The organism is Nostocoides vanveenii, from assembly GCF_039531165.1.
In the GTDB taxonomy this organism is placed as follows: Bacteria; Actinomycetota; Actinomycetes; order Actinomycetales; family Dermatophilaceae; genus Nostocoides_A; species Nostocoides_A vanveenii.
Genome location: NZ_BAAAPN010000045.1, coordinates 172,936 through 193,866, shown reverse-complemented (window position 1 = coordinate 193,866; position 20,931 = coordinate 172,936). Strand labels below are relative to the sequence as shown.

Genomic DNA, 20,931 nt, shown 5'->3' with positions numbered 1-20,931 from the left:
GTGCGCCCAGCTAGTATTTGCCTACCCGACGGTAGCTAAATCCCTACTCAAGGGTAGCAACCGGACCACCACCACTCAGCCAACCCGTCCCGCCCTCCCGGAGTCGATTCGATGCGCCGCGCCCTGACGCCACATCGCCTCCTGACGCCGCATCGGCTCGCCGTGGCCGGCCTGGGTCTGCTGGTCGTGCTCGTGGTGGTCGCGAACGGTTGGGGGCACACCTATACCGACATCAAGCCCGAGATCTACGAGTCACCGGCCGCCATGGTCGGTCAATACTTCTCCTCGTGGACGAGCACGCCGTATCTCGGCTCGCCGAACTTCAACGTCGGCCTCACCCCGGTCGTGTTGGCGCTTGCCCCGCTGGACCTGCTCGGCCTGTCCGCCCAGGCGATCTTCGCCATCTCCCACGTCGCACTCTGGCTCATCGCCGCCGCTGGCGCCGCTCGCCTGGGGCGTGCCCTATCGCCCTCGGCGTCGTCATGGACCGGTCTGGCGACGGCGGCCTGCTATCTCGCCAACCCGTATGCCGTGGTCGGCGGCAGCACCCTCGCCGTGCTTCTCCCCTATGCCTTCCTGCCCTGGATGGCGTATGCCCTGGTCCGGGCCCTGCGCCGGCCCCGCTCGTGGGTCTGGCCCGCGGTAGTCGGGCTGGCCTTCTTCGCCCAGAGCGGCATGAATGTCGCCGTCATCCCGATCTTTCAACTGCTGGCGGTACCCCCGATCGCCCTGATCGTCGGCCGGGCCGACGGGCTGCCCTGGCGCCGGATCGGCCTGGTTCTGATCAAGAGCGCGATCGCCGTGGCCGGGGTGTCGGTGTATTGGCTGGTGCCGTCGCTTACCGCTGCCGCCACCGGGCAGCAGATCGTCGCGAGTTCGGAGACCGTGGACGGGATCGCCCGGGTGTCCTCGCTGACGGAAGTGCTGCGGGGCCTGGGCATCTGGACCCTCTACGGCGTCGGCCCGGACGGCCCATGGCAGCCGCAGTTCGCCCCCTATCAGATCAATCCCGTCATCGTGATCGCGTCGATGGCCTGGCCGGTGCTCGCGCTGCTCGCCCTGGCCGTGGCCGGCCCCGTGCTGCGGCGCACCAGCGCGCTGCTGATCGCGACCGGAGCCATCGCCATGGTCGGCCTGTATGCCGGCGCCGGCCCCACTCCGGTCGCCGCCGTCGTCGCCACGCTCTTCGACACCGTCGGCCCGCTCCTGGCCTTCCGGACGACCAACAAGGCCGGTGCCGTCCTGACCCTGGGCGCTGCCCTCGCCCTCGGGCACGCCCTGCCGATCTGGTGGGTCCGATCCCGGAGGTGGCGTCCGGTCCCAGAAGTAGGCCGCCGATGGGTCGCGCCGCTCGCCGTGACGGCCTTGGCGGCCGGCTGGGCGTATCCCGCAGTCGTCGGCAATCTCAACACCTCGCCGATCGACATCCCCGCCTATTGGCGCCAGGCCGCGGCGGCGCTCGATGACCAGTCGCACGCCAGCCGGGTGCTCTTCCTGCCCGCCCAGGCCCGGCCGACCTACCGCTGGACCGACGAGCGTCCCGACGACCTGGCCAACTCGCTGCTCACCCGCGAGGCCATCATCCCCGAGACCACGGCAAATACCTCGCCCCCCGGCGCCAATGTGCTCGCCGCCCTGGGCGACCTCGTCGCGAGCGCCACCGCCGCCCCCGGCACCATTTCCACCGTGGCGCGCTATCTCGGGGCGGGCACCGTGCTGCTGCGCCACGACGTGACCTGGGAGGACAACGGCGGCGCGCGGCCCGCGACGACGACGGCGGTCCTGGGCGCCGACCCCGGCCTGACGCTGCAGGGCCGCTACGGCGCGGCGGGCGAGAATGTCATCGGGAAGGTGCCGGCATACGGGCCGGAGGGCTTCCTCTCCCCCCTCAACGTCTATGACGTGCACGACCGGGCGGCCACGGTCTCGGCCCGGCCGCTCACGGGCAACGTCCTGGTGGCGGGCGACGGCTGGGCGTATGACGCGCTCACCCGCTCCGGGCTGCTTCCCGGTATGCCGGTGGTGCGCTTCGCCGCGGACACCACCACCCCCAGCACGCCGGCCACCGTCGCCGCCAGGCTCACCGAGGCAGCCCGCCTGGTGCTGACCGACACCAACCGGCGCCAGAGCGTGATCCCTGGCCGGCTCACCGCCGGCTTCGGGCCGCTACTGCCCGCCGGTCAGACCCCGGCCGCGACGCGCGCGCTCGGCGCCGCGGACGATCAGACGGTCCTGACGCAGCAGGGGCCGCAGGTCACGGCCAGTCAGAGCGGTGCGGCCTTCTTCGAGACGCCCTATGGCGAGCCCGCCAATGTCCTGGACGGCGACCCGGCGACGGCCTGGCTGTTCGGGGACTTCCGGCGCGCACCCGGGGTCACCCTCGACGTGAGGTTTACCCAGCCGCAGACGCTCGATGCTGTGACGATTCGCCCCGTGGCCCTCGGCTCGGTGCACATCGGCCGGGTCACCCTGACCGCGGGCGGGGTCAGGGCCACGGTTGATCTGCCGGACAGTGGCGTCGCCACGGTGGACTTGGGCGGGGTGCGCGCCGATGGGGTCCACCTGCGGGTCGACTCGATCCGGGGCGAGGGCTATTCGTTGGTCGGAATCGCCGAACTCGGCCTGCCCGGACCCACCGTCACGCGGATCGGGCGGCTCCCGGTGAGCTTCGACGCGGCATACGCCTCGCTGGACGCGTCCGGGCGGGCGAAGGTCGCGGCGACGCCGCTGGATGTGCTGCTCGCCCGGGTACGAAATGCGGCGGGTGCCGCCGACGACTCCGAGACCACCCTGGAACGCGATTTCAGCCTGCCCGACGTCCGCGAGTTCGCGACGTCCGCGACGGTGCGGGTGCCGGACGCGTCCTGGGCGACGTATGACCGGCTGGCCGGCTTCGATCCGTCCGTGTCGGTCCGGGTCAGTTCGATCTTCGCGAACAACCCAGATCTGCGCGGGTCGATGGCGGTCGACGGGGACAACCGGACGGGGTGGATCCCGTCGGGTGTCGAAGGCGCCTGGTGGGAGATCACCGGCCCGACCCGAACGATGGAGCGGGTGACGCTGACGCAGCGGCGGGTGCCCCAGGGCGCCGAGAGCGGCCGGATCGCGACCCGCGCCCGGATCGTGGCGGACGGCAGGACCGTGGCCCGGGCCGAGCTGACCGCGGGCACGACGGTCATCCGCCTGGCCGAGCCGGTCCGCGCCAAGACCGTGCGGATCATCTTCTCGGGCGAGTCCGGCAGCGGATGGGCGCCCCATCTCGTCGACATCGACACCGGGCTGCGCCCCTCGCTCGAACCGGACCGGGGCTGTGTCGCGGTGGCGCGGCTCGACGGCCTCCCGCTGCGGATGCGGCCGGCGGCCCCCATCCGGCTGGCCGATCGCCAGGCACCGGGCACCGCCTGGGTCGGCTGTTCGCCGGTCACCTTGGGCGCTGGCGCACACGCGATGCGATCCGAATCTGACTATCAGATCGACACCCTGGCGTTCCGCGACCGGCAAGGCCTGGAGCCCGTGGCGGCCGGCACGGCACGCGCGCTCTCGATCAGCGGGAGCACCACCGATCAGCGCGTGACGTTCGATGTCGGCACCACACCGGTCGTCGTCAAGATCGGGCAGGGCTATGACGCCCGGTGGACCGCCGAGATCGACGGCCACTTGCTCGGCGCACCCGTCGTCGTCGACGGCTGGTCGGTGGGGTGGATCGTCAGCGAGCCGGGCCGGCATTCGGTGCACGTGCGCTTCGCCCCGCAACGCGCGGCGACCCGCGCCGCCTGGGTATCGGGCCTGGCGGTGCTCGGGTGCGCCGCCTGGCTGGTCGTCGCGTGGCTGCCTCGGCGTCGGCCGGGTCGCGTGGCGGTGGTCGCCGACCCGGCAGCCCGCCCCGCGTGGCCGTTCGCCCGCCGCTGGCGGCCCTGGGCTCTCGTCGGGGCCGCGGGCTTCGCCCTCGGCTTGCCGGGCCTGATCGCGGCAGTCGCCGCCCTGGCCACCCGTCACCGGCTGGGCGCGAGACACCACCTGGTGCTCGGTGCCGGCCTGGTCGGCCTTGCCGGCCTCACCCAGATCGCGCTCGCCCTCCCCGCGTGGGGATCGGTCGACGCCCTCGTCAACGCACACTCCGGCACACCGCACGTCATCGCGGCCGCCGGGCTGGTCATCGCCCTCGCCGGGGCGATGCGCGCACACCCCATCACCAAGGAAGCCGCCCAATGACCCAGCAACCCGCCCTCGTGACCGTGGTCGTCCCGACGCGCAACAACGCACGGACGATCTCCGCCTGTCTGGATTCCGTTCGGGCGCAGACCTATCCGGCGATCGAGCTGATCGTGGTCGACAACCACAGCACCGACGGGACGCCCGATATCGCCCAGGTGCGCGCCGACCAGGTCATCACCGCCGGGCCGGAGCGCAGCGCCCAGCGCAACACCGGGATCGCAGCCGCTGCGGGCGAGTGGGTGCTCTGGCTCGACAGCGACATGCTCCTCACCCCGGACGCCATTCAGGCCGCGGTCGACACCGCCGCCACGACCGGTGCCACCGGGATCGCGCTGCCGGAGCGCACCATCGGCGACGGCTTCTGGACGGCCTGCCGGGCCTTGGAGCGCGAGTGCTATCTCGATGAGCCGTGGCTGCACAATCCGCGCCTGATCCGCCGCTCGTATCTGGTGGACGGCGGCGGCTTCCACCTGGCCATGTCCGGGCCGGAGGACGCCGACCTGCGGCTGCGGATGCGTGCGGACGGCGCCGGGATCGCTCTCGCGCCGGTGATCATCGACCACGACGAGGGCCGGCTGACCGTGGCCGACGTGCTCGCCAAGCGCTACTACTACGGCCGGTCCATCCCCGCCTTCGCCGGCGAGCATGCCGGCGCCGTCGGCGCGCAGGGCCGCACCGTCCTGCGCGCGTATGCCCGCAACTGGCGTCGCTTGGCCAAGGACCCCGCGCACGCGGCCGGCATGGTCTTCCTCCGCGCTCTGGAGGCTGGCGGGTATGCCTGGGGCGCTCGCCGCGGGGCGAAGGACCGGGCCGCCGCGTGACGCGCGAACTGCTCTGGGTCTCGCTGCCGGACCAGCGGGCCCGGCGCGAGGTCTACTGGATGTCCCGTATGCCGCAGACCCACGTCACCGCGCTCGCCCGGGAAGCGCCGGACGGTGAGATCACCTGGGTGCCGACGACCTACACCCGACCGATCAAGCGGTTCATCGAGGCGGGCGCGTTCGCGTGGGCGCGCGGCGTCGGCGATCAGGACCCAGCGGCCTACGACTGGGTGGCGTCCTTGGAGTTGTGCTCCCTGGTGACCGGGCAGGCGTCGCGTTGGCGACGAGCCGCGCGCGGGCGTGGCGGCCGGGTGCGCCAGGCGGTCATCACGTGGGAGAACCTGCCCGACCAGCCGCTCTATCGGTTGCCGCCCTATCAGCAGGCGGTCGATTCCTGCCGCGACGCGGATCTGCTGCTGTGCATGGTGGACGCGGCGCGAGATCACCTGCTGGCCAATGGTTTCGACGACGAGCGGATTCGCGTGGTCAAGCCGGGCGTCGACACCACCGCGTTCACGCCGCCGACCGAGCCGATCGCCGAGCCGCGCGTCGTCTTCTGCTCACCCCTTGCCCCCAACAAGGGCATCGACCGGGTGCTCGATGCCATGGCGATCGTGCGCCGGTCTGTCCCGGAGGCTCGGCTGGCTGTGGCGGGCCGGGGGCCGCTGCAGGGGCTGGTCGAGGCGGCTGCGGCCGACCCGGCGCGTGGCGTCGATTTCGTCGGGAGCCTGCCCCCGGCCCAGGTGCCCGGCTTCCTGCGCACCGGGGCGGTCTTCACGACCGCGCCGCGCCCGACGTGGAAGTGGACCGAGCAACTCGGGCTGGCCTATCTGGAGGCGATGGCCTGTGGCCTGCCTGTCGTGACGACGGTCTGCGGCACCAATGACGAGGCCGTCTCGCCCGGCAATGCGCTGGTCGCGGACGATGTCGAGGCGCTCGCCGATGCCCTGGTTACGATGCTTCAGGACCCGGCGCGCCGCGCCACGGTGGGGGCCGCCAACCACGCGCACGTGCTCGCCGAGCACGACCTCGCCACCCAGTGCGCCCGCATGGGCGCCGCCTTCGCCGACTTCGAGTAGCCAGCCCCGTCGAGAGGCCGGTTCAGCCCCGTCGAGAGGCCGGTTCAGCCCCGTCGAGAGGCCGGTTCAGCCTCGGGCGCGGACGGCGATCCGGCGCACGTGGCCTTCGAGCTCGGTGCCGGTGCGCTCCCAGCTGAAGGAGCGGGCGTGACGGCGGGCGTTGGCGCCGTACTTGCCACGCAGTTGGTTGTCGGCGAGCAGCGCGTCCACCTGGGCGACCAGCTCGGGGACATCCGCAGCCAGCAGCCCCGTCTCGCCCGCGACGATCGACTCGGTGACGCCGCCGGCATACGCGAAGGCAATGGCGGGGGTCGCGTGCAGTCCGGCTTCGACGATGGTCAGACCCCAGCCCTCCTTCTGCGAGGGCATCAGCACCACCCAGGACTCGGCGAGCAGCCGGTGCTTCTCGGCCTCGGTGACGAAGCCGTGGAAGTTCACGCGGTCACCGACACCGGAGCTTTGGGCGTGCGCCCGCAGGGCATCTTCCCAGTAGCCGCTGCCGACGATGTGCAACTGCAGCGTCGGGTAGCGCTCGGCCAGGGCGGCGACGACGTCGATGGCCACTTCGTTGTGCTTGTGCGGCACCAGCCGCCCGAGAACCATCAGGCTGGGCTCGGCCGTGCGGGGGATGTCGGCATACGAGTCGAGGTCCGCGGGCTGGTCGTTGCCCGAATAGACGACGGACACCCGGTCGCGGGCGATGCCGAGCTCGGCGAGGTCGGAACGCGTCGCCTCCGAGACGGTCACATAGTCGCTGCGGCGATACGCCCAGGGCGCGACCCGCGACTCCAGGAACCACCCGACGGCGCCAAGCTGCTTGCCCAACACCATCGGCCACTGGTCGCGGTGGACGTGGTGGACGATGTTGACGACCGGGACACGGGCCAGCAGGGGCGACCAGAAGGGCACGCCGTTCTGGACATCGAGGACTAGGTCGTAGTTATCGCGGTGCCGCGCGAGGTGCCTGAGCGCGTGCGCATAGACGCCGAAGCGGCCGCCGCCTCGCACCACGCGCACCCGGTCGTGCCAGGTCGTCGCGGCCGCACCCGGGAAGCGGGCGGTGAAGAGAGTGACCTGGTGTCCGTGCTCGGCGAGGATCTCGGCGGTGCGCTCGACGAAGGTCTCGGAGCCACCGGCCTCCGGGTGCTCCCGGTCCCGCCAGGACAGATAGAGGATGCGCAGCGGCCTGCTGGCAAGGCGATCGCAGTCGACCACGTCGGGACCTTTCCGGGAAGCCCGACAGCGGCACAGCCGGGTTGTTACTCGCCATTAGGATAGCGGAGTGCCGCTCCCTCTTGATACGCTCGAACGCGGCCGCCCGTGCGAGATCTGCGCGACACCGACGCTGCCCTGGCATCTCCTCGGCGGCGGCGCGCTCGAGCGCTGCCCCGTATGCGGCCACGTCCGCCGGCCGCTGGCCGCGGCTGCGGCACACCACCGCGACCTGGCGTATGGCGGCGATCCCGCCCTCGATCGGTGGCGCACCGCGCTCACCTACCGGGCGCTGATCGCCGACGGCACTCCCCGCAGCGTCTTCGAGATCGGCTATGGCGCCGGCGGGCTGTTGCGGCGTTTCCACGACGCCGGCGCAGCTGTGTCGGGCGTCGACCCGGGGCAGCTCGATGTCGGCGTCGATCCACTCGTCCGGGCCCACGGCCGCTTGTGGTCCGGCCCTGCCGAAGATCTCCCGGACGCCTGGGTCGCTGCCGATCTTGTCGTCGGGGTGCACGTTCTCGAACACGTCATCGACCCGCTGGCCACGATGCGCAAAGCTGCGACCATGCTGCAACCCGGTGGCCGGATGGTCGCCCTGACTCCGGCCGGGGATTCGTGGGGCCCGCGCACCTATGGTTCGGCCTGGTGGATGCTCGAGGATCCGACGCACGTCCGGTTCTTCTCGGCCGATTCGCTCGCGCGGGCCGCACGCGCCGTCGATCTGGTGGACGTTCGCGTCGATCGACTCGTTCTGGACAGCCTGACCACCGACGCTGGGTCGGTGGCCCGGATGCGCGGCATTCGACGGCCCGACGGGGTCCTGGGCAGCAGTGCGGTGCTGGCCGGCGCGCTCGTGACCGCCCCGGCCATCCTCGGCCTGCGGGCGCTCGCGCCGAGCACCCGCCCCACCTTGCGCCTGACAGCCCGCCGGGCCGCGGCGTGACGGCCCCGACCAGGCAGCGACGGGGACTGCGACGCTCGCGGGATTTGTTCGCCAGCTTCCTGGTGGAGCAGAGCGACCCCGATCGGTTCTACGGGCATCTCGCCGCGGACTCGCTGGCGACCTTGAGCGAGCACGTCGAGGTCCGCGACCGCATCGTCGTGGACGTCGGGGCCGGCCCGGCGCAGTTCGCGGCCGCCTTCCGCGCCGCAGGAGCGCACTATGTGCCGCTCGATCACGACCCGCACGTTGCCTCGGTCGCCGACGGCGGCATCGTCGGGTCCGCTTTGGCCCTCCCCCTCGCAACCGGCTCGATCGACATCGTCTTTTCCAGCAATCTGCTCGAGCACGTCCCGGACGTCGAGGGCGTCGCCGACGAGATGGTCCGGGTGCTTCGCCCCGGCGGCGTGCTCTATCTCAGCTACACCAACTGGCTCTCGCCCTGGGGTGGCCACGAGGCGTCGCCGTGGCACTGGGTCAGTGGCGACTACGCGGCCCGTCGCTACGAGCGCAAGCACGGCAAACCGCCGAAGAACCGCCTTGGTGAGACGATCCACCGCACGAGCATCGCCCAGGGCCTGACGTGGGCCACACGCACCCCGGATATCGAGATCCTCGCGGCCCGGCCGCGCTACCTCCCCGACACCTTCCGCCATCTCCTGCGGCTGCCCGGAGTCCGCGAAATCCTCACGTGGAACCTGCTGCTGGTCGTGCGCAAGCGTCCGGCCCCAGTCGCACCGCCCCGATGACCGCGACCGGGACGACCGATCGGGGACTGGCCCGCTCGGGGGCCAGCATCGCCGTCGCAACCTTCGCCTCCGGCATCCTCGGCTACGTCTATATCGTCGTGCTCACCCGTGCTCTCGGGCCTGAGCGGTATGGCGAGTTGGGTGCCCTCCTCGGGCTCTCCGTGGTGCTGGCCGTCACCTCGACCGGGATCCAACTCGAAGCCACCCGGGCGATGGCCCTGAATCCGGCCGGAGCGATCGGCTGGTTACTCCGTCGAACCGCGCTCGTCTCCCTGGCCACCACGGGCGTCGGCGTGGTAGCCGCGCCGGCCGTGGTGCACCTGCTCCATCTCTCGTCGTGGTGGCCGGCCTTCGGCCTGGCCGCCGTGCTACTGCCGCAGACGTACGTCGGTGGCCAACTCGGCATTCTGCTCGGGTCCGGCCGCCACATCGCCTTCGCCGTCCTGTTGGCCCTGAGCGCAGCCAGCCGCACGCTCGCCGCCGTCGTGACCGCGATCGTGGGCGGCGGGCCGAACTTCGCGCTCTGGGCGACCGCCGTTACCGCGGTCGCCGTCAACATCGTTGGAGCCGTGCTGCTTCGCGGCGGTGATCGGCTGGACGGGATCGCCGGGCCCGTGGACGCCGAGCACCAGTGGGTCGCCGGCAGCGAATCGACGATCGACGTCGGGCTCATCGATACGGCGGAGGGTGCGAGCGACAACGACGGCCGACCGGGATGGAGCGGCCTGCTGCGCGCCAGCATCGGTTCGGGCGCCCTCCTCGCGCTCCTGAATGCCGACCTCCTGCTCGCGCGTGCGGTGCTGCCGGCGACCGCGTCGGGCTGGTATGCCTTCCTGACCCTCTTCACCCGGGTCACCTTCTGGGGCACCAACTTCATCGCCTTGTGGGTCTTCCCGCACGTAGCGGCGCGCAGCGCCTCCGGGCGCGCCGTCCGGCTGGCGCTGGCCGCCGTGGCCGGCGTCGGTGCCCTCGCCATCGTCGTCACCTGGATTTTCGACACCGAACTGACGGCCGCCCTCGCCGGATCGGCGTATGCCGAGGCTGCCCCCTATGCCCCCGCCTTCGCCGCCGCGGGGATGCTGCTCGCGGTGGTGCAGTTGGTGACGTACGTCGACGTGGCGAGGGCACGGCATACGTTCTCGGTGGTGGTGTGGGTCGCGGTCATCGTGGTCGGCCTGGCCATCCGCTTCATCGCACCCGCGACGGTCGGCGGGATCATCGCGACGACCATCACCGTCCTGGCCGTGCTCTCGCTCGCGGGGCTGGTGACCCTGCTTGCCGGCGAGCGCCTGAGCTGACCGACGTCAGTCCGCCGCGACCGTCACCGTGACCGGGATGTTGCCGCGGGTCGCATTGGAGTAGGGGCAGACCTGATGCGCGGCGTCGGCCAGTTGCTGGGCCTGGTCGGCCGGCAGGTCGGGAATGATCACCTCGAGGGCGACCTCCAGCCCGAAGCCGCCGCCGCTCGTCGGGCCAATGCCGACCCGCGCTCCGACGCTCGACTCGCCCAGCTCGACCCTCGCGCGGCGCGCGACCAGTTGGAGGGCGGAGTGGAAACAGGCGGCATACCCGGCGGCGAAGAGGTCCTCGGGATTGGCCGCGCCCCCGGCACCACCCATCTCGACGGGGACGGCGAGGTCGAGGTCGACGTGGCCGTCCTTGGTGCGCGTATGTCCGTTGCGGCCGGCCCCCGTAGCGAGGGCTTCGGCGGTGTAGAGGATCGTCATGCGCAGATCCTGGCACGCCAATCACGGGCCGCGCACACAGACCCATGGTCACGAGGGTGTGTCTTGGGCGCCGGTCGACTCGATCCGGTCGACAGCCTCCTTCGCAGATGTCAGGTCCGAGCCGGTCGCGTCGCGATGGGGCTTGATGGCGCGGATCTTCTCGCCGCGCAGCGCCTCGCGGACCTCGGCAGGACGCGGACCTCTGATGCGGGCACGCCGACGCGGTCGGCGGTGCGCTTGATCTGGTCGTCCTGCACGTCCAGCCGCCTTTGCACGTCCTTGGTGGCGGCGGTCACCTGCATCGCCAATCCTGGGTAGCAGATGAACACTACGGCCATGGACGAAGAAGGGGAGCGCGTCCATGGCCCGACGGTAGCAAGGGCCGCACGGCCCGGGCCGTCACGCGAGAGCGCGAACGTCCATCCGCTCTTCGGTGACGGTGCCGTCGGGGCCGCGGGTGACGACATACGCGCCCTTGCCGAGTTGCTCGCTCACCGCCTCGATCAATTCGGTTCCGCGATAGAGCAGACCGACCCCGTCGTCGGTGCAGTGCGTCTCGCCCAGCGTCCCGTCGCCGACGAGGCGGTGAATGGTCGGGCGCCGTTGCTCCTCGGAGTCGTAATGCACCCCGTTGTCGTAGGGCAGCAGGGCCAGCCCGTTGGTGACCGCGCGCAGATCGGGGCCGAAGGAGTCGGTGCACCCGCCGCGATACCAGCAGATCGAGCCGGCCGACACGCCACTGAGCACGACGCCGGCCTCCCACACCCGCCGGAAGACGGGGCGCAACTCGTGCACGTCCCACACGGCGAGCAGGTTGGCGACCGAGCCGCCGTTGACCCACACGACGTCCTGCGCGAGCAGGTGAGCCTCGATGTCGTCGACATTGGGCATCGGGAAGAGGTGGAGCGGGGTCAGGTCATAGCCCGCCACCCGCGCGGCCTCATCGAGTTCGGCGGCGAACCATCGCTGGTCGCCGGAGGCGGTCCCCAGGACGCACACCCGCGGGGCGCGTCCGGTCACCCCGGACAGCTCGACGGCATATTCCACGAGCTTGTCGAACTCCATCCGCGTCCGCGTGCCATAGCGGTAGCCGCCGGAGGTGGCCAGGATGGTGGGCTGGTCTGCAGGCATACGGCCACTCTATGAGGTCGGCGACAAGCGGAGCTCGTCGGCGATCCGGAGGGCCTTGGAATCACGAGTGTTGCTGTAATAGAGCGCTATCGAAGGATGCCGTGTGGCAACTTCTGCGTTTTCGAGACAACGGCGATCGCGCTGTCTAGATTGCCAAGAGCCGGGGATTCCCGAGCCACAGCGCACTGGAGGAGAGCCATGAAGTCGCCCACACGCACGATCAGCATCGCCACCGCTCTCGGTTTGGCCCTCATCGGGTCGGCCGCAGCGAGCGCATCAGCCTCAGCACCCGTAACGCCTCGGTGGAGCGTCAGCACCGGGAAGACGTATCTCAACGTCGCCATGGGCAAGTCCGGCACCGTCGTCCTCGGTACGAACAAGACGATGGAGATTCGACGAACGACCAATGGGTCGCTCGTGTGCACCAGCGGGAACTACGGCCAGGCGACGCTCGCCCCAGTCGTCGACGCCGCCACGAACCGCGTCTACGTCGGCACCACCAATGGCTACGTCCTCGCCTTGAGCGCGACGAACTGCGGTTTGCTCGCCGTGGCGAGCGGCCCAGGTGGACCCGCCCTCGTGGCATACGGCAATGGCGTTGTCGCCGCCGCCTTCCCGAACGCCTCGAAGCTCTACGGCTACAACACCTCATTGAGCTTCCTCTGGGACTACGTCTACGGCGTGAGCGGCGCGCAAGAGCCCCGATTCATCAACGCCGGGGTGATTCTGCTGGCCAACGGCCACTACATCGACGCGGTGAGTGCCTACACCGGCGATTCGCTCTGGTACCACTCCTTGAGCTACAACCTCGTCGGCCGGGCCTCGGCTCCCAACGACGGGCGCGTCTATGTCTCCGATGCGGGCAACAATGTCTACGCCTACAACGTCTCCGACGGGTCCCTGTCCTGGTCGCGCAATATGGGCACCACCGGACAACTCATGGGCTCAAAGGGCCAAGGCCGCGTCTACCTGACCGGCGCCAACGGCAAGTTCTACAGCATCAACTCCTCCAATGGGCTCACGATGTGCATGGCCACAGTCGGCGGATCGTTCAACTCGCGCGCGGCGGCGGACTCCACCACGGGCAGCACCTACGCCACCAACACCAACGGAAAGACCTACAAGTTCAGCTCGTCGTGCGCCACCAGCTGGAGCTACACAACGGGCCAATACGCTTTGTCCGGCCCGGCCTACCAGCAGGGTCAGCCGTCGGTGTATGCCGTCGGCAGCGGCAAGTTGTACTCGTTCGCCAAGTGACGTCGACAGGGCGGGGGCCCGCGCTTGGCCCCCGCCCTGTCGACCATTCCCGAGAGATGACAATGATCAGCAAACCCCTCCGCGCCCTTGTCCCATTGCTATTGCTGACCGCCGTCGCCACGCCTGCAAGCGCCCAGCGGGTGCCGGACGATCGCCACGCCCTCGATGCCCCGGCACCGAGCTACCTGAGCATCATGTTCGGGCGGTCGATCTGGACCGCGGCGTGCACGCCCACGTCAGGCATGCGCACCCTTCTTCAGGATGCGGCCGATCTGAAATCCATCGGAATCACCACGGTCGTCACCGGGGTAGTGGTCAATCGCATGGGAGCGACCAGCCGACCATGCATTCGGGGCGTGATCTATCCGACCTGGAACGACCTGGCCACATTGCGCACGAACTACGGCTGGACGGCCGTCTCCCAGGGCATGAACTATGTCGAAATGACGACGCTGACCACCGATGAACAACGGTACGACGAGAGCGGCGCCACCATTCCGGTCCTGGAGGCCAAGGGCCAGACCAAAGCCTGGGGGCTGTTCAACTACCCCAATGACATGCAAGACGCGGCCACTCAGAGCGTGGTGTCAAAGTACTTCAGCTTCGGTCGGCTCTACACCGAAACCCCGCTGACCAACACCAGGGCCGCCGCGACGACCTACCCCTATCCACTGTTGACCTACTCGATCAACGGGGGACGGTGCAACAACCCCGCCCTGCCGTGCTACAGCTTCCCGGTCCGTTCCGATCGCCGGACCACGGCACTTCCGGACATGCTGAAGGTGCTGCGGCCGGCGGCCGGCACCTATGGCATCTTGCAGCTCTATCGCGTGGTCGACGGAAAGTCCGGAACCATGGGCCAAGCCAACGCCTGGGACTGCACCAGCCCGGATTGGCGCAACCGGTGGACCGGCCACCCCGAGAACTTCTGCCGCAACACCCTGCTGGCCGCGCTTAAACAGCGGAGCACGACCGCGGTGCTCACCACCCCGGCGGATGTCGCCGTCGCTTGGGGGCGCGGCCGCCCCTGACCGGCAGGCTCGCTCCTTCAGGCGCCGGCGCAGGCCGCGCTCGCCGGAGCGCATCATCGCCTCATGATTGGCGAGCAGTAGAGCACCGGCACGCGGCGCGATGCGCGCGAGCAGCGGTGCGGTGACCACGACTTCCTGCTCGTATGCCGCCCAAGTCCCCCCGGTGTCACGGTCCGGTCCCACGGTCCATCGCGCCCAGCCCGTCAGGTCTCTCGTGATCGCGACGGCGAGGCGGCCGGCGGCCGCGTCCGTCTCGATCCGGCGCAGATGCAAGGTCAACGTCAGCGGGAGCAGGCTTCGCACCCGGGCCAGCCCGTCGTCCGGGCCAAGCCGGATGACCGAACGAATCTGCGGCCACCACTGGTCATACCGATCGGGGTCGGCGAGGACCGCGAACACCCGATCCGGCGGGGCCGCCACCCGCCAGAGGTGCGTGAAGGTAAACAGGGCCTCGGGCATCGGAAAGTGCGCGTTCGCGCGAGAAGTCTTCCGTTGCGAAAGAGGGATTTGTGGCATCGGGCGGAAAGTCTGCGATCAGTGGCCGGCGTCGTGCCAGGACCGGCCGACGCCGACGCTGACGTCGAGCGGCACGTCCATCGCCACCGCCGCTCCCATCTCGCGGCGCACCAACGCCTCGACGGCGGCCGCTTCGCCGGGGGCCACCTCGACCACGAGTTCGTCGTGGACCTGAAGAAGCAGCCGGGACGCCAAGCCCGCGTCGGCCAGCGCCCGGTGCGCGCCAAGCATCGCGACCTTCATGACATCGGCCGCCGAGCCCTGGATCGGGGCATTCAGCGCCATCCGCTCGGCCATCTCGCGGCGCTGACGATTATCGCTGGTCAGGTCGGGCAGGTAGCGCCGCCGGCCCAGCATGGTCTCGGTGTACCCCGTCCCGCGGGCATCTTGCACGATCGAGCCCAGATAGTCGCGCACGCCGCCGAACCGGGCGAAGTACTCCTCCATCAGCGCCCGCGCTTCCTCGGTCGGAATGGTCAACTGCCGCGAGAGGCCGAAGGCCGAGAGCCCGTAGGCGAGGCCGTAGGACATCGCCTTGACCTTGCTGCGCATGGCCGGCGTGACATCGGCCGGCTCGACCCCGAAGACCCGCGACCCGACGAAGCGGTGCAGGTCCTCACCGCTACGGAAGGCCTCGATCAGCCCCTCATCGCCCGAGAGGTGCGCCATGATCCGCATCTCGATCTGGCTGTAGTCCACCGACATCAGCGATTCGAAGCCCGGACCGACGACGAAGGACTCACGGATCCGGCGCCCCTCCTCGGTGCGGATCGGGATGTTCTGCAGATTGGGATCCTTCGAGGACAGCCGCCCGGTCGCGGCGATCGTCTGTTCATAGGTCGTATGGATGCGCCCATCGTCCGCGACCGACTTCAGCAAGCCCTCGACCGTCACCCGCAGCCGCGTCGCGTCCCGGTGCCGAAGCAGCGCCTCCAGGAAGGGATGCTCGGTCTTGGTGTAGAGATCGGCGAGCGCCTCGGCGTCGGTCGTCCAGCCCGTCTTGGTGCGCTTGGTCTTCGGCATGCCCAGGGTGTCGAAGAGGACCACCTGCAGCTGCTTCGGTGAGCCGAGGTTGATCTGCTCGCCGCCGATGGCGTCGTAGGCGTCGTCCTGGGCGAGGGCGACCTGGTCGGCGAAATCCTTCTCCAGCGCGTGCAAGCGGTCCATATCCACAGCGATGCCGGTGCGCTCCATCTCGGCGAGCACATCGACCAGCGGCAACTCCACCTCGCGCATCAGGTCGGTGCCCCCGGCGGCGTCGACCTGATCGCGCAGGGCGGCGCCCAACTCCAGTACGGCCAGCGCCCGCACGCCCGCAGCATCGACCTCGGCGGCATCGTCGGCACCGAAGTCGAGCATCCCGTCCTGCGCACCGGCGTCCCTGTGCAGATCGCGCCCCAGCTGGCGCAGCACGAGGTCGGTCAGGTCGTAGTCACGCTGATCCGGGCGCACCAAATAGGCCGCGAGGGCCGTGTCCAGGGAGAGTCCGCGCAAAGTCCAGCCGCGCGCCGCGAGCGCTTGGATCGGGCCCTTGGCGTCGTGCAGGATCTTCGGCACGCTGGCATCCGCCAGCCAGTCGCCGAGCGCCGCCTCGGCGGCCGGCGTCAGGTCGGTCACGTCGACATAACCCACCCGGTCCTGGGTCGTGGCCAGCGCGATCGCCCCGAGATCCCCGGTCCCCCGCGCCCACGACCCGACGACGTGCACGCCCACGTCGGCGCCCGAGCGCGCGTGCGCCGCGAGCCACGGCCCCAGCGTCGCGCTGGTCAAGGTCTCCACGTCCACCGCGAACCCGCCCTCGGCCTCCTGCGCGACGGTGTTGAAGGTCGCGAACAGGCGCTCGCGCAGCACACGGAACTCCAGGCCGTCGAAGACGGTGTGGACCTGCTCGCGATCCCACATGCGCCGCTCGAGTTCGGGCAGAGTTGCGCCCACGTCTAGGTCACGGACCAACTGGTTGAGCCGCCGGTTGCGCAGCACCTGGTCCAAATGGGCCCGGAGTGCGTCGCCGACCTTGCCCTTGACCTGGTCGACATTAGCGACCAGGCCGCTCAGGCCGCCGAACTGGCCGATCCACTTGGCCGCGGTCTTGGGCCCGACGCCCGGCACCCCAGGCAGGTTGTCGCTGGACTCCCCCACCAGGGCCGCGAGATCCGAATACTTGCCCGGCGGCACGCCATACCGCTCCTCGACCGCCGCCGGGGTCATCCGGGTCAACTCCGAGACCCCACGGATGGGATAGAGAAGGGTGACGCGGTCGGAGACCAACTGCATCGCATCGCGGTCGCCGGAACAGATCAACACGTCCATACCGGCCGCCTCGGCCTGGGTCGCCAGGGTGGCGATGATGTCGTCGGCCTCGTAGCCGGGCGCCTCCAGGTGCCGGATCTTGAGGGCATCGAGCACCTCATTCAGCAGCGGCAACTGGCCGGAGAACTCGCGCGGCGTCGCCGACCGGCCGGCTTTGTACTCGGCGTACTCCTGCATGCGGAAGGTGTCGCGCGAGACGTCGAAGGCGACCGCGACGTGGGTCGGCTCCTCGTCGCGGAGCACATTGATCAGCATCGAGGTGAAGCCGTAGATCGCGTTCGTATGCTGCCCGGTCTTGGTCGAGAAGTTCTCGGCCGGCAGGGCGAAGAAGGCGCGGTAGGCCAGCGAATGACCGTCGAGCAACAGGAGGCGACTCACGCATGGCAGCCTATGCGTCATGACCGACAACCCCACAGCCTTCGACGCCGCCGCCTCCCCGACCGAGCTCGCGGGCTACTTCAACCAGGCCTCCAAGGGCACCCTGGCCGAACGGATGGGCCTCGAGTTGCTCGAAGTCGCCAAGGACCGCATCGTGGCGCGGATGCCGGTGGAGGGGAACACCCAGCCGTATGGCCTGCTCCACGGCGGCGCGAGCGTCGTGCTCGCCGAGACCCTCGGGTCCATCGGCGCCGGCTTGGCGGCCGGTCCCGGGCGTGCCGCGGTCGGCATCGAGATCAACGCCACTCACCACCGGGCGGGGCGCTCGGGGTGGGTAACCGGTGTCGCAACCCCGATCAGCGTCGGCAACACGCTGGTGACCTACGAGATCGTCATCCGAGACGAGGACGAGAAGAAGCTGTGCACCTCGCGGATCACTTGCCTACTGCGCGACAAGCCGCCGGGCGCCTGACCTCGCCCGTATGCCGCTGCTGCGTCAGCCCGCGGGGTCAGCCGGCGGCCGGGCGCCGAAGGACCAGCCCCCGCGCCGGCGTTGCCCCGCTCTGGCGCACGGCCCGCGCTCGGATGGTGCGGCGACGGCCGAGCAGCACATCGCGCGCCTCGGCATCTTCGGGGCTCAGCTTGCGACGCAGCACCGTCGTCGGGACGACGCGCCGGGTGGCCTGCTGGCCGAACCCGAGACGGGCGAAATACCGGTTGCCGACCTTGTCGGTCGTGGCGACATTGGCAAAGACCAGATCGTGACCCGTGCTCTCGGCATGCCTGGCAACCGCGGCGAGCAACTGCCCGGCCACGCCTTGCCGGCGGCCCTCCGGGATGACAAAGAGCTCGTCCAGCGCCAGCGCCGGAGGTTCCAGCAGGCCGTGCTGGCGCTCGTTGACCACCGCGAAGCCGAGCGGCCGGCCGTCCAAGGTCGCCAAATAGGCGGCGGTGCCGGGTCGTCGCAAAGCGTCCGCCACCCGCGCGGTCCCGGCCGTCCGGGCGGCCAGATCGTGCGTCATACCCGCAGCGAGTGCACTCTCGATCCACAAGGTCGCCAACTCACCGACCTGCCGCTGACCCGCCCGGCTGACCACTATGTGCGGGCGGGGCATGACCGGCTCCTTCGAGATCGAATGCGATGGTTACCGGGCGTCCGGTTGAACACCGAACGACCTCGGAAATCCAACTCTAGAGCACCGGAGGCACCGTCGGAAAGTGGCCTTCTTCACGGCCTTTGCGCAGGTCTGCGCCCGTGTGACCGGTGTGACGGGTGGGGCAGGTCAGGCCTTGTCGATCCCCGCGATGACGGCCTCGGCGACTTCCTTCATCCCCAGGCGCCGATCCATGGCGGTCTTCTGGATCCACCGGAAGGCGTCAGCCTCGGAGAGCTTGAGCTTCTTCATCAGCACGCCCTTGGCGCGCTCGACGGCCTTGCGGGTCTCCAGGGCCTCGCCGAGGTCGGCGACTTCCTTCTCCAGTTCCTTCAGCTCTGCCCAGCGCGAGAGTGCGATATTGATGGCGGGCGCCAGGTCGGCTGCGGTGAAGGGCTTGACGATATAGGCCATCACTCCGGCGTCGCGGGCCCGCTCGACGAGCTCGGTCTGGGAGAAGGCGGTCAGCATGATGACGGGGCACAGGCGTTGCTTGCCGATCTCGTCCGCGGCCGACAGCCCGTCCATGACGGGCATCTTGACGTCCATGATGACCAGGTCCGGAGTCAGCTCGAGGGCCATCTCGACGGCCTGCTCGCCATTGCTGGCCTGCCCCACGACGTCATAGCCGGCCTCGCCGAGCATCTCGACCAGATCCAGACGGATCAGTGCCTCGTCCTCGGCTACGACGATCCGGGCTGCCGTGGTGGCCTTGGCAGGGGTGCTCATCGCGCGATTCCTCATCGGTTGCGTCCAGGTTGAGTCAGGCGGCGATTCCGCCTACGTGCCGGGAGCGGGACTTGAACCCGCACGCCTTGCGGCAAAGCATTTTGAGTGCTCCGTGTCTGCCATTCCACCACCCCGGCCAGGTGCCCGGACAGCATACCTGCGTGCGCGGACTGCGCTCGGTTGCCGACCGGTGAGCGGACGCCTAGAGCGCCGAGAACGCACCTCGGTGATAGATCGCGTCGCCGACCACGTGGACCCGCAGCGCATTGGTCGTCCCGACCACGCCGGGCGGCGACCCGGCGGCGATGACCACCCGCTCCCCCTCGGGGCAGCGGCCGGCCTGGATGACGGCCTCGTCGACCTGGAAGGCCATGTCGTCGGTGTGATGCACATTGGGCACCAGGAAGGTCTCGACTCCCCAGGTCAGCGCCAACTGCGAGCGCGTCGCCGCGCTCGGGGTGAAGGCGAGCATGGGCTTTTGGGGGCGCATCCGGGCCATCGCCCGCGCCGAGTTGCCGGAGGTGGTGAAGGTCACCAGATAGCGGGCGCCCACGAGCTTGGCGATCTCGGCCGCGGCTCGCGTGATGGCGCCGCTGACGGTTTGGGGACTCGCGGTCAGTGGGGCGATCCGGTCAAACCCGGTCTCCTCGGTGTTCGCGATGATCTTGGCCATCGTCGCGACGGCAGCGACCGGGTGAGCGCCCATGCTCGTCTCGCCCGAGAGCATCAGCGCGTCCGCGCCGTCGAGCACGGCATTGGCGGCGTCGGAGGCCTCGGCGCGGGTGGGCCGCGGATTCTCGATCATCGACTCCAGCACCTGGGTGGCGACGATGACCGGCTTGGCGTTGCGGCGAGCGATCTCGATGGCCCGCTTCTGCACCAGGGGCACCTGCTCCAGCGGGAGTTCCACGCCGAGGTCACCGCGCGCGACCATGATGCCGTCGAAGGCGACGACGATCTCCTCGAGATTGTCCACGGCCTGCGGCTTCTCGATCTTGGCGATGACGGGCAGACGAACCCCCACCTCGTCCATGATCTCGTGCACGCGACGGATGTCCTCGGCCGAGCGCACAAAGGACAAGGCGATGAAATCGGCCGTCAGCGTCAGCGCCCAGCGCAGGTCGGCCTCGTCTTTCTCGGACATGGCGGGGACGCTCACGGCGACACCCGGCAGGTTGATGCCCTTGTTGTTGGACACCGTGCCGCCCTCGACGACGTGGCAGACGACATCGGTGTCGTTCACCTCGGTCGCGACCAGTTCGACCTTCCCGTCGTCGATCAGCAGGGTGTCGCCGGGGTTGACGTCACCGGCCAGGCCCTTGTAGGTCGTGCCGACCGCTGACTGGGTGCCGTCGATCTCACGGGTGGTGATCGTGAAGGAATCGCCGGCGATCAGGTCGACGGGGCCGCCGCTGAAGCGGGTGGTGCGGATTTTTGGGCCCTGCAGGTCGACCAGGATGCCGACCGCCCGGCCAGACTCGTCCGACGCGGCGCGCACATTACGGTAGATCTCCTCGTGGACGGCGTACTCACCGTGCGAGAGATTGAGCCGAGCGACGTCCATTCCCGCGTCGACGAGCTCACGAAGCCGTTCAGGGGTGGATGTGCTGGGACCGAGGGTGCAGACGATCTTGGCTCGACGCATGGGCACCATGCTACCGATGTAAGCGCTTTCACTC

Annotated in this window: 16 protein-coding genes, 1 tRNA gene and 1 pseudogene; 9 read left to right on the top strand and 9 right to left on the bottom strand. The window is 69.9% G+C overall.

Going from position 1 to position 20,931, the window contains the following annotated elements; translation table 11 throughout:
- Window positions 1-111 precede the first annotated feature (111 nt).
- From ABD209_RS09705 to ABD209_RS09695, 3 genes are read left to right on the top strand one after another with little or no spacing between them, the layout of a single operon-like run.
- Window positions 112-4,212: an alpha-(1->3)-arabinofuranosyltransferase domain-containing protein gene (locus tag ABD209_RS09705; RefSeq protein WP_344065355.1), complete on the top strand. Its 4,101-nt coding sequence runs from the start codon at window positions 112-114 to the stop codon at window positions 4,210-4,212.
- The gene (locus tag ABD209_RS09700; RefSeq protein WP_344065354.1) at window positions 4,209-5,036 is read left to right on the top strand and encodes a glycosyltransferase family 2 protein; all 828 of its coding nucleotides are present in this window, start codon (window positions 4,209-4,211) and stop codon (window positions 5,034-5,036) included. Before ABD209_RS09705 ends, ABD209_RS09700 begins: the two co-directional genes overlap by 4 nt.
- On the top strand, window positions 5,033-6,115 hold the full coding sequence (locus ABD209_RS09695; RefSeq protein WP_324388212.1) for a glycosyltransferase family 4 protein: 1,083 nt from the start codon (window positions 5,033-5,035) through the stop codon (window positions 6,113-6,115). The genes ABD209_RS09700 and ABD209_RS09695 overlap by 4 nt, the downstream gene beginning before the upstream one ends.
- A gap of 66 nt (window positions 6,116-6,181) precedes the next feature.
- On the opposite strand, the gene ABD209_RS09690 is transcribed toward ABD209_RS09695, so the two are convergent.
- A complete protein-coding gene (locus ABD209_RS09690; protein WP_344065352.1) occupies window positions 6,182-7,330 on the bottom strand; it encodes a glycosyltransferase family 4 protein in 1,149 nt (382 codons plus the stop codon).
- A 67-nt stretch (window positions 7,331-7,397) separates the two neighbouring features.
- On the opposite strand from ABD209_RS09690, the gene ABD209_RS09685 reads away from it, so the two are divergent.
- From ABD209_RS09685 to ABD209_RS09675, 3 genes are read left to right on the top strand one after another with little or no spacing between them, the layout of a single operon-like run.
- Window positions 7,398-8,273 (top strand): class I SAM-dependent methyltransferase, encoded by an 876-nt coding sequence (locus tag ABD209_RS09685; RefSeq protein WP_344065350.1) that lies wholly within the window; start codon window positions 7,398-7,400, stop codon window positions 8,271-8,273.
- 44 nt (window positions 8,274-8,317) lie between these two features.
- Window positions 8,318-9,019, top strand: coding sequence for a class I SAM-dependent methyltransferase (locus tag ABD209_RS09680; RefSeq protein ID WP_344065348.1), 702 nt, complete (start codon window positions 8,318-8,320; stop codon window positions 9,017-9,019).
- A complete protein-coding gene (locus ABD209_RS09675) occupies window positions 9,016-10,317 on the top strand; it encodes a polysaccharide biosynthesis protein (protein WP_344065345.1) in 1,302 nt (433 codons plus the stop codon). Before ABD209_RS09680 ends, ABD209_RS09675 begins: the two co-directional genes overlap by 4 nt.
- 6 nt (window positions 10,318-10,323) lie before the next feature.
- On the opposite strand, the gene ABD209_RS09670 is transcribed toward ABD209_RS09675, so the two are convergent.
- Both ABD209_RS09670 and ABD209_RS09665 read right to left on the bottom strand, forming a co-directional pair.
- On the bottom strand, window positions 10,324-10,746 hold the full coding sequence (locus ABD209_RS09670; RefSeq protein ID WP_324387207.1) for an organic hydroperoxide resistance protein: 423 nt from the start codon (window positions 10,744-10,746) through the stop codon (window positions 10,324-10,326).
- Window positions 10,747-11,145: 399 nt separating this feature from the next.
- A complete protein-coding gene (locus ABD209_RS09665; RefSeq protein ID WP_324387206.1) occupies window positions 11,146-11,877 on the bottom strand; it encodes a Type 1 glutamine amidotransferase-like domain-containing protein in 732 nt (243 codons plus the stop codon).
- Between the two features lie 198 nt (window positions 11,878-12,075).
- On the opposite strand from ABD209_RS09665, the gene ABD209_RS09660 reads away from it, so the two are divergent.
- Both ABD209_RS09660 and ABD209_RS09655 read left to right on the top strand, forming a co-directional pair.
- Window positions 12,076-13,134 carry an outer membrane protein assembly factor BamB family protein gene (locus ABD209_RS09660; protein ID WP_324387205.1) on the top strand — a complete coding sequence of 353 codons (1,059 nt, stop codon included), beginning with the start codon at window positions 12,076-12,078 and terminating at the stop codon, window positions 13,132-13,134.
- 56 nt (window positions 13,135-13,190) lie between these two features.
- The gene (locus ABD209_RS09655) at window positions 13,191-14,165 is read left to right on the top strand and encodes a hypothetical protein (protein WP_324387204.1); all 975 of its coding nucleotides are present in this window, start codon (window positions 13,191-13,193) and stop codon (window positions 14,163-14,165) included.
- 159 nt (window positions 14,166-14,324) lie between these two features.
- Here the strand turns inward: ABD209_RS09655 and ABD209_RS19820 are convergent.
- Both ABD209_RS19820 and polA read right to left on the bottom strand, forming a co-directional pair.
- Window positions 14,325-14,624 (bottom strand): annotated as a pseudogene (locus tag ABD209_RS19820) (SRPBCC family protein); the annotation flags it as partial.
- A gap of 75 nt (window positions 14,625-14,699) precedes the next feature.
- A complete protein-coding gene (polA, locus tag ABD209_RS09650) occupies window positions 14,700-17,369 on the bottom strand; it encodes a DNA polymerase I (protein WP_344065340.1) in 2,670 nt (889 codons plus the stop codon).
- A 19-nt stretch (window positions 17,370-17,388) separates the two neighbouring features.
- Between polA and ABD209_RS09645 the strand changes: the two genes are divergently transcribed.
- Window positions 17,389-17,841: a PaaI family thioesterase gene (locus ABD209_RS09645; protein ID WP_425564633.1), complete on the top strand. Its 453-nt coding sequence runs from the start codon at window positions 17,389-17,391 to the stop codon at window positions 17,839-17,841.
- 37 nt (window positions 17,842-17,878) lie between these two features.
- Here ABD209_RS09645 and ABD209_RS09640 read toward each other — a convergent pair whose 3' ends face one another.
- From ABD209_RS09640 to pyk, 4 genes are all read right to left on the bottom strand, one after another.
- On the bottom strand, window positions 17,879-18,484 hold the full coding sequence (locus tag ABD209_RS09640; protein ID WP_344065337.1) for a GNAT family N-acetyltransferase: 606 nt from the start codon (window positions 18,482-18,484) through the stop codon (window positions 17,879-17,881).
- A 168-nt stretch (window positions 18,485-18,652) separates the two neighbouring features.
- Complete coding sequence (locus tag ABD209_RS09635) at window positions 18,653-19,252, bottom strand: ANTAR domain-containing response regulator (protein WP_425564632.1); 600 nt, start codon at window positions 19,250-19,252, stop codon at window positions 18,653-18,655.
- A 56-nt stretch (window positions 19,253-19,308) separates the two neighbouring features.
- Window positions 19,309-19,389, bottom strand: a tRNA-Leu gene (locus ABD209_RS09630).
- A gap of 65 nt (window positions 19,390-19,454) precedes the next feature.
- On the bottom strand, window positions 19,455-20,897 hold the full coding sequence (pyk, locus tag ABD209_RS09625; protein ID WP_344065334.1) for a pyruvate kinase: 1,443 nt from the start codon (window positions 20,895-20,897) through the stop codon (window positions 19,455-19,457).
- Window positions 20,898-20,931: the final 34 nt, after the last annotated feature.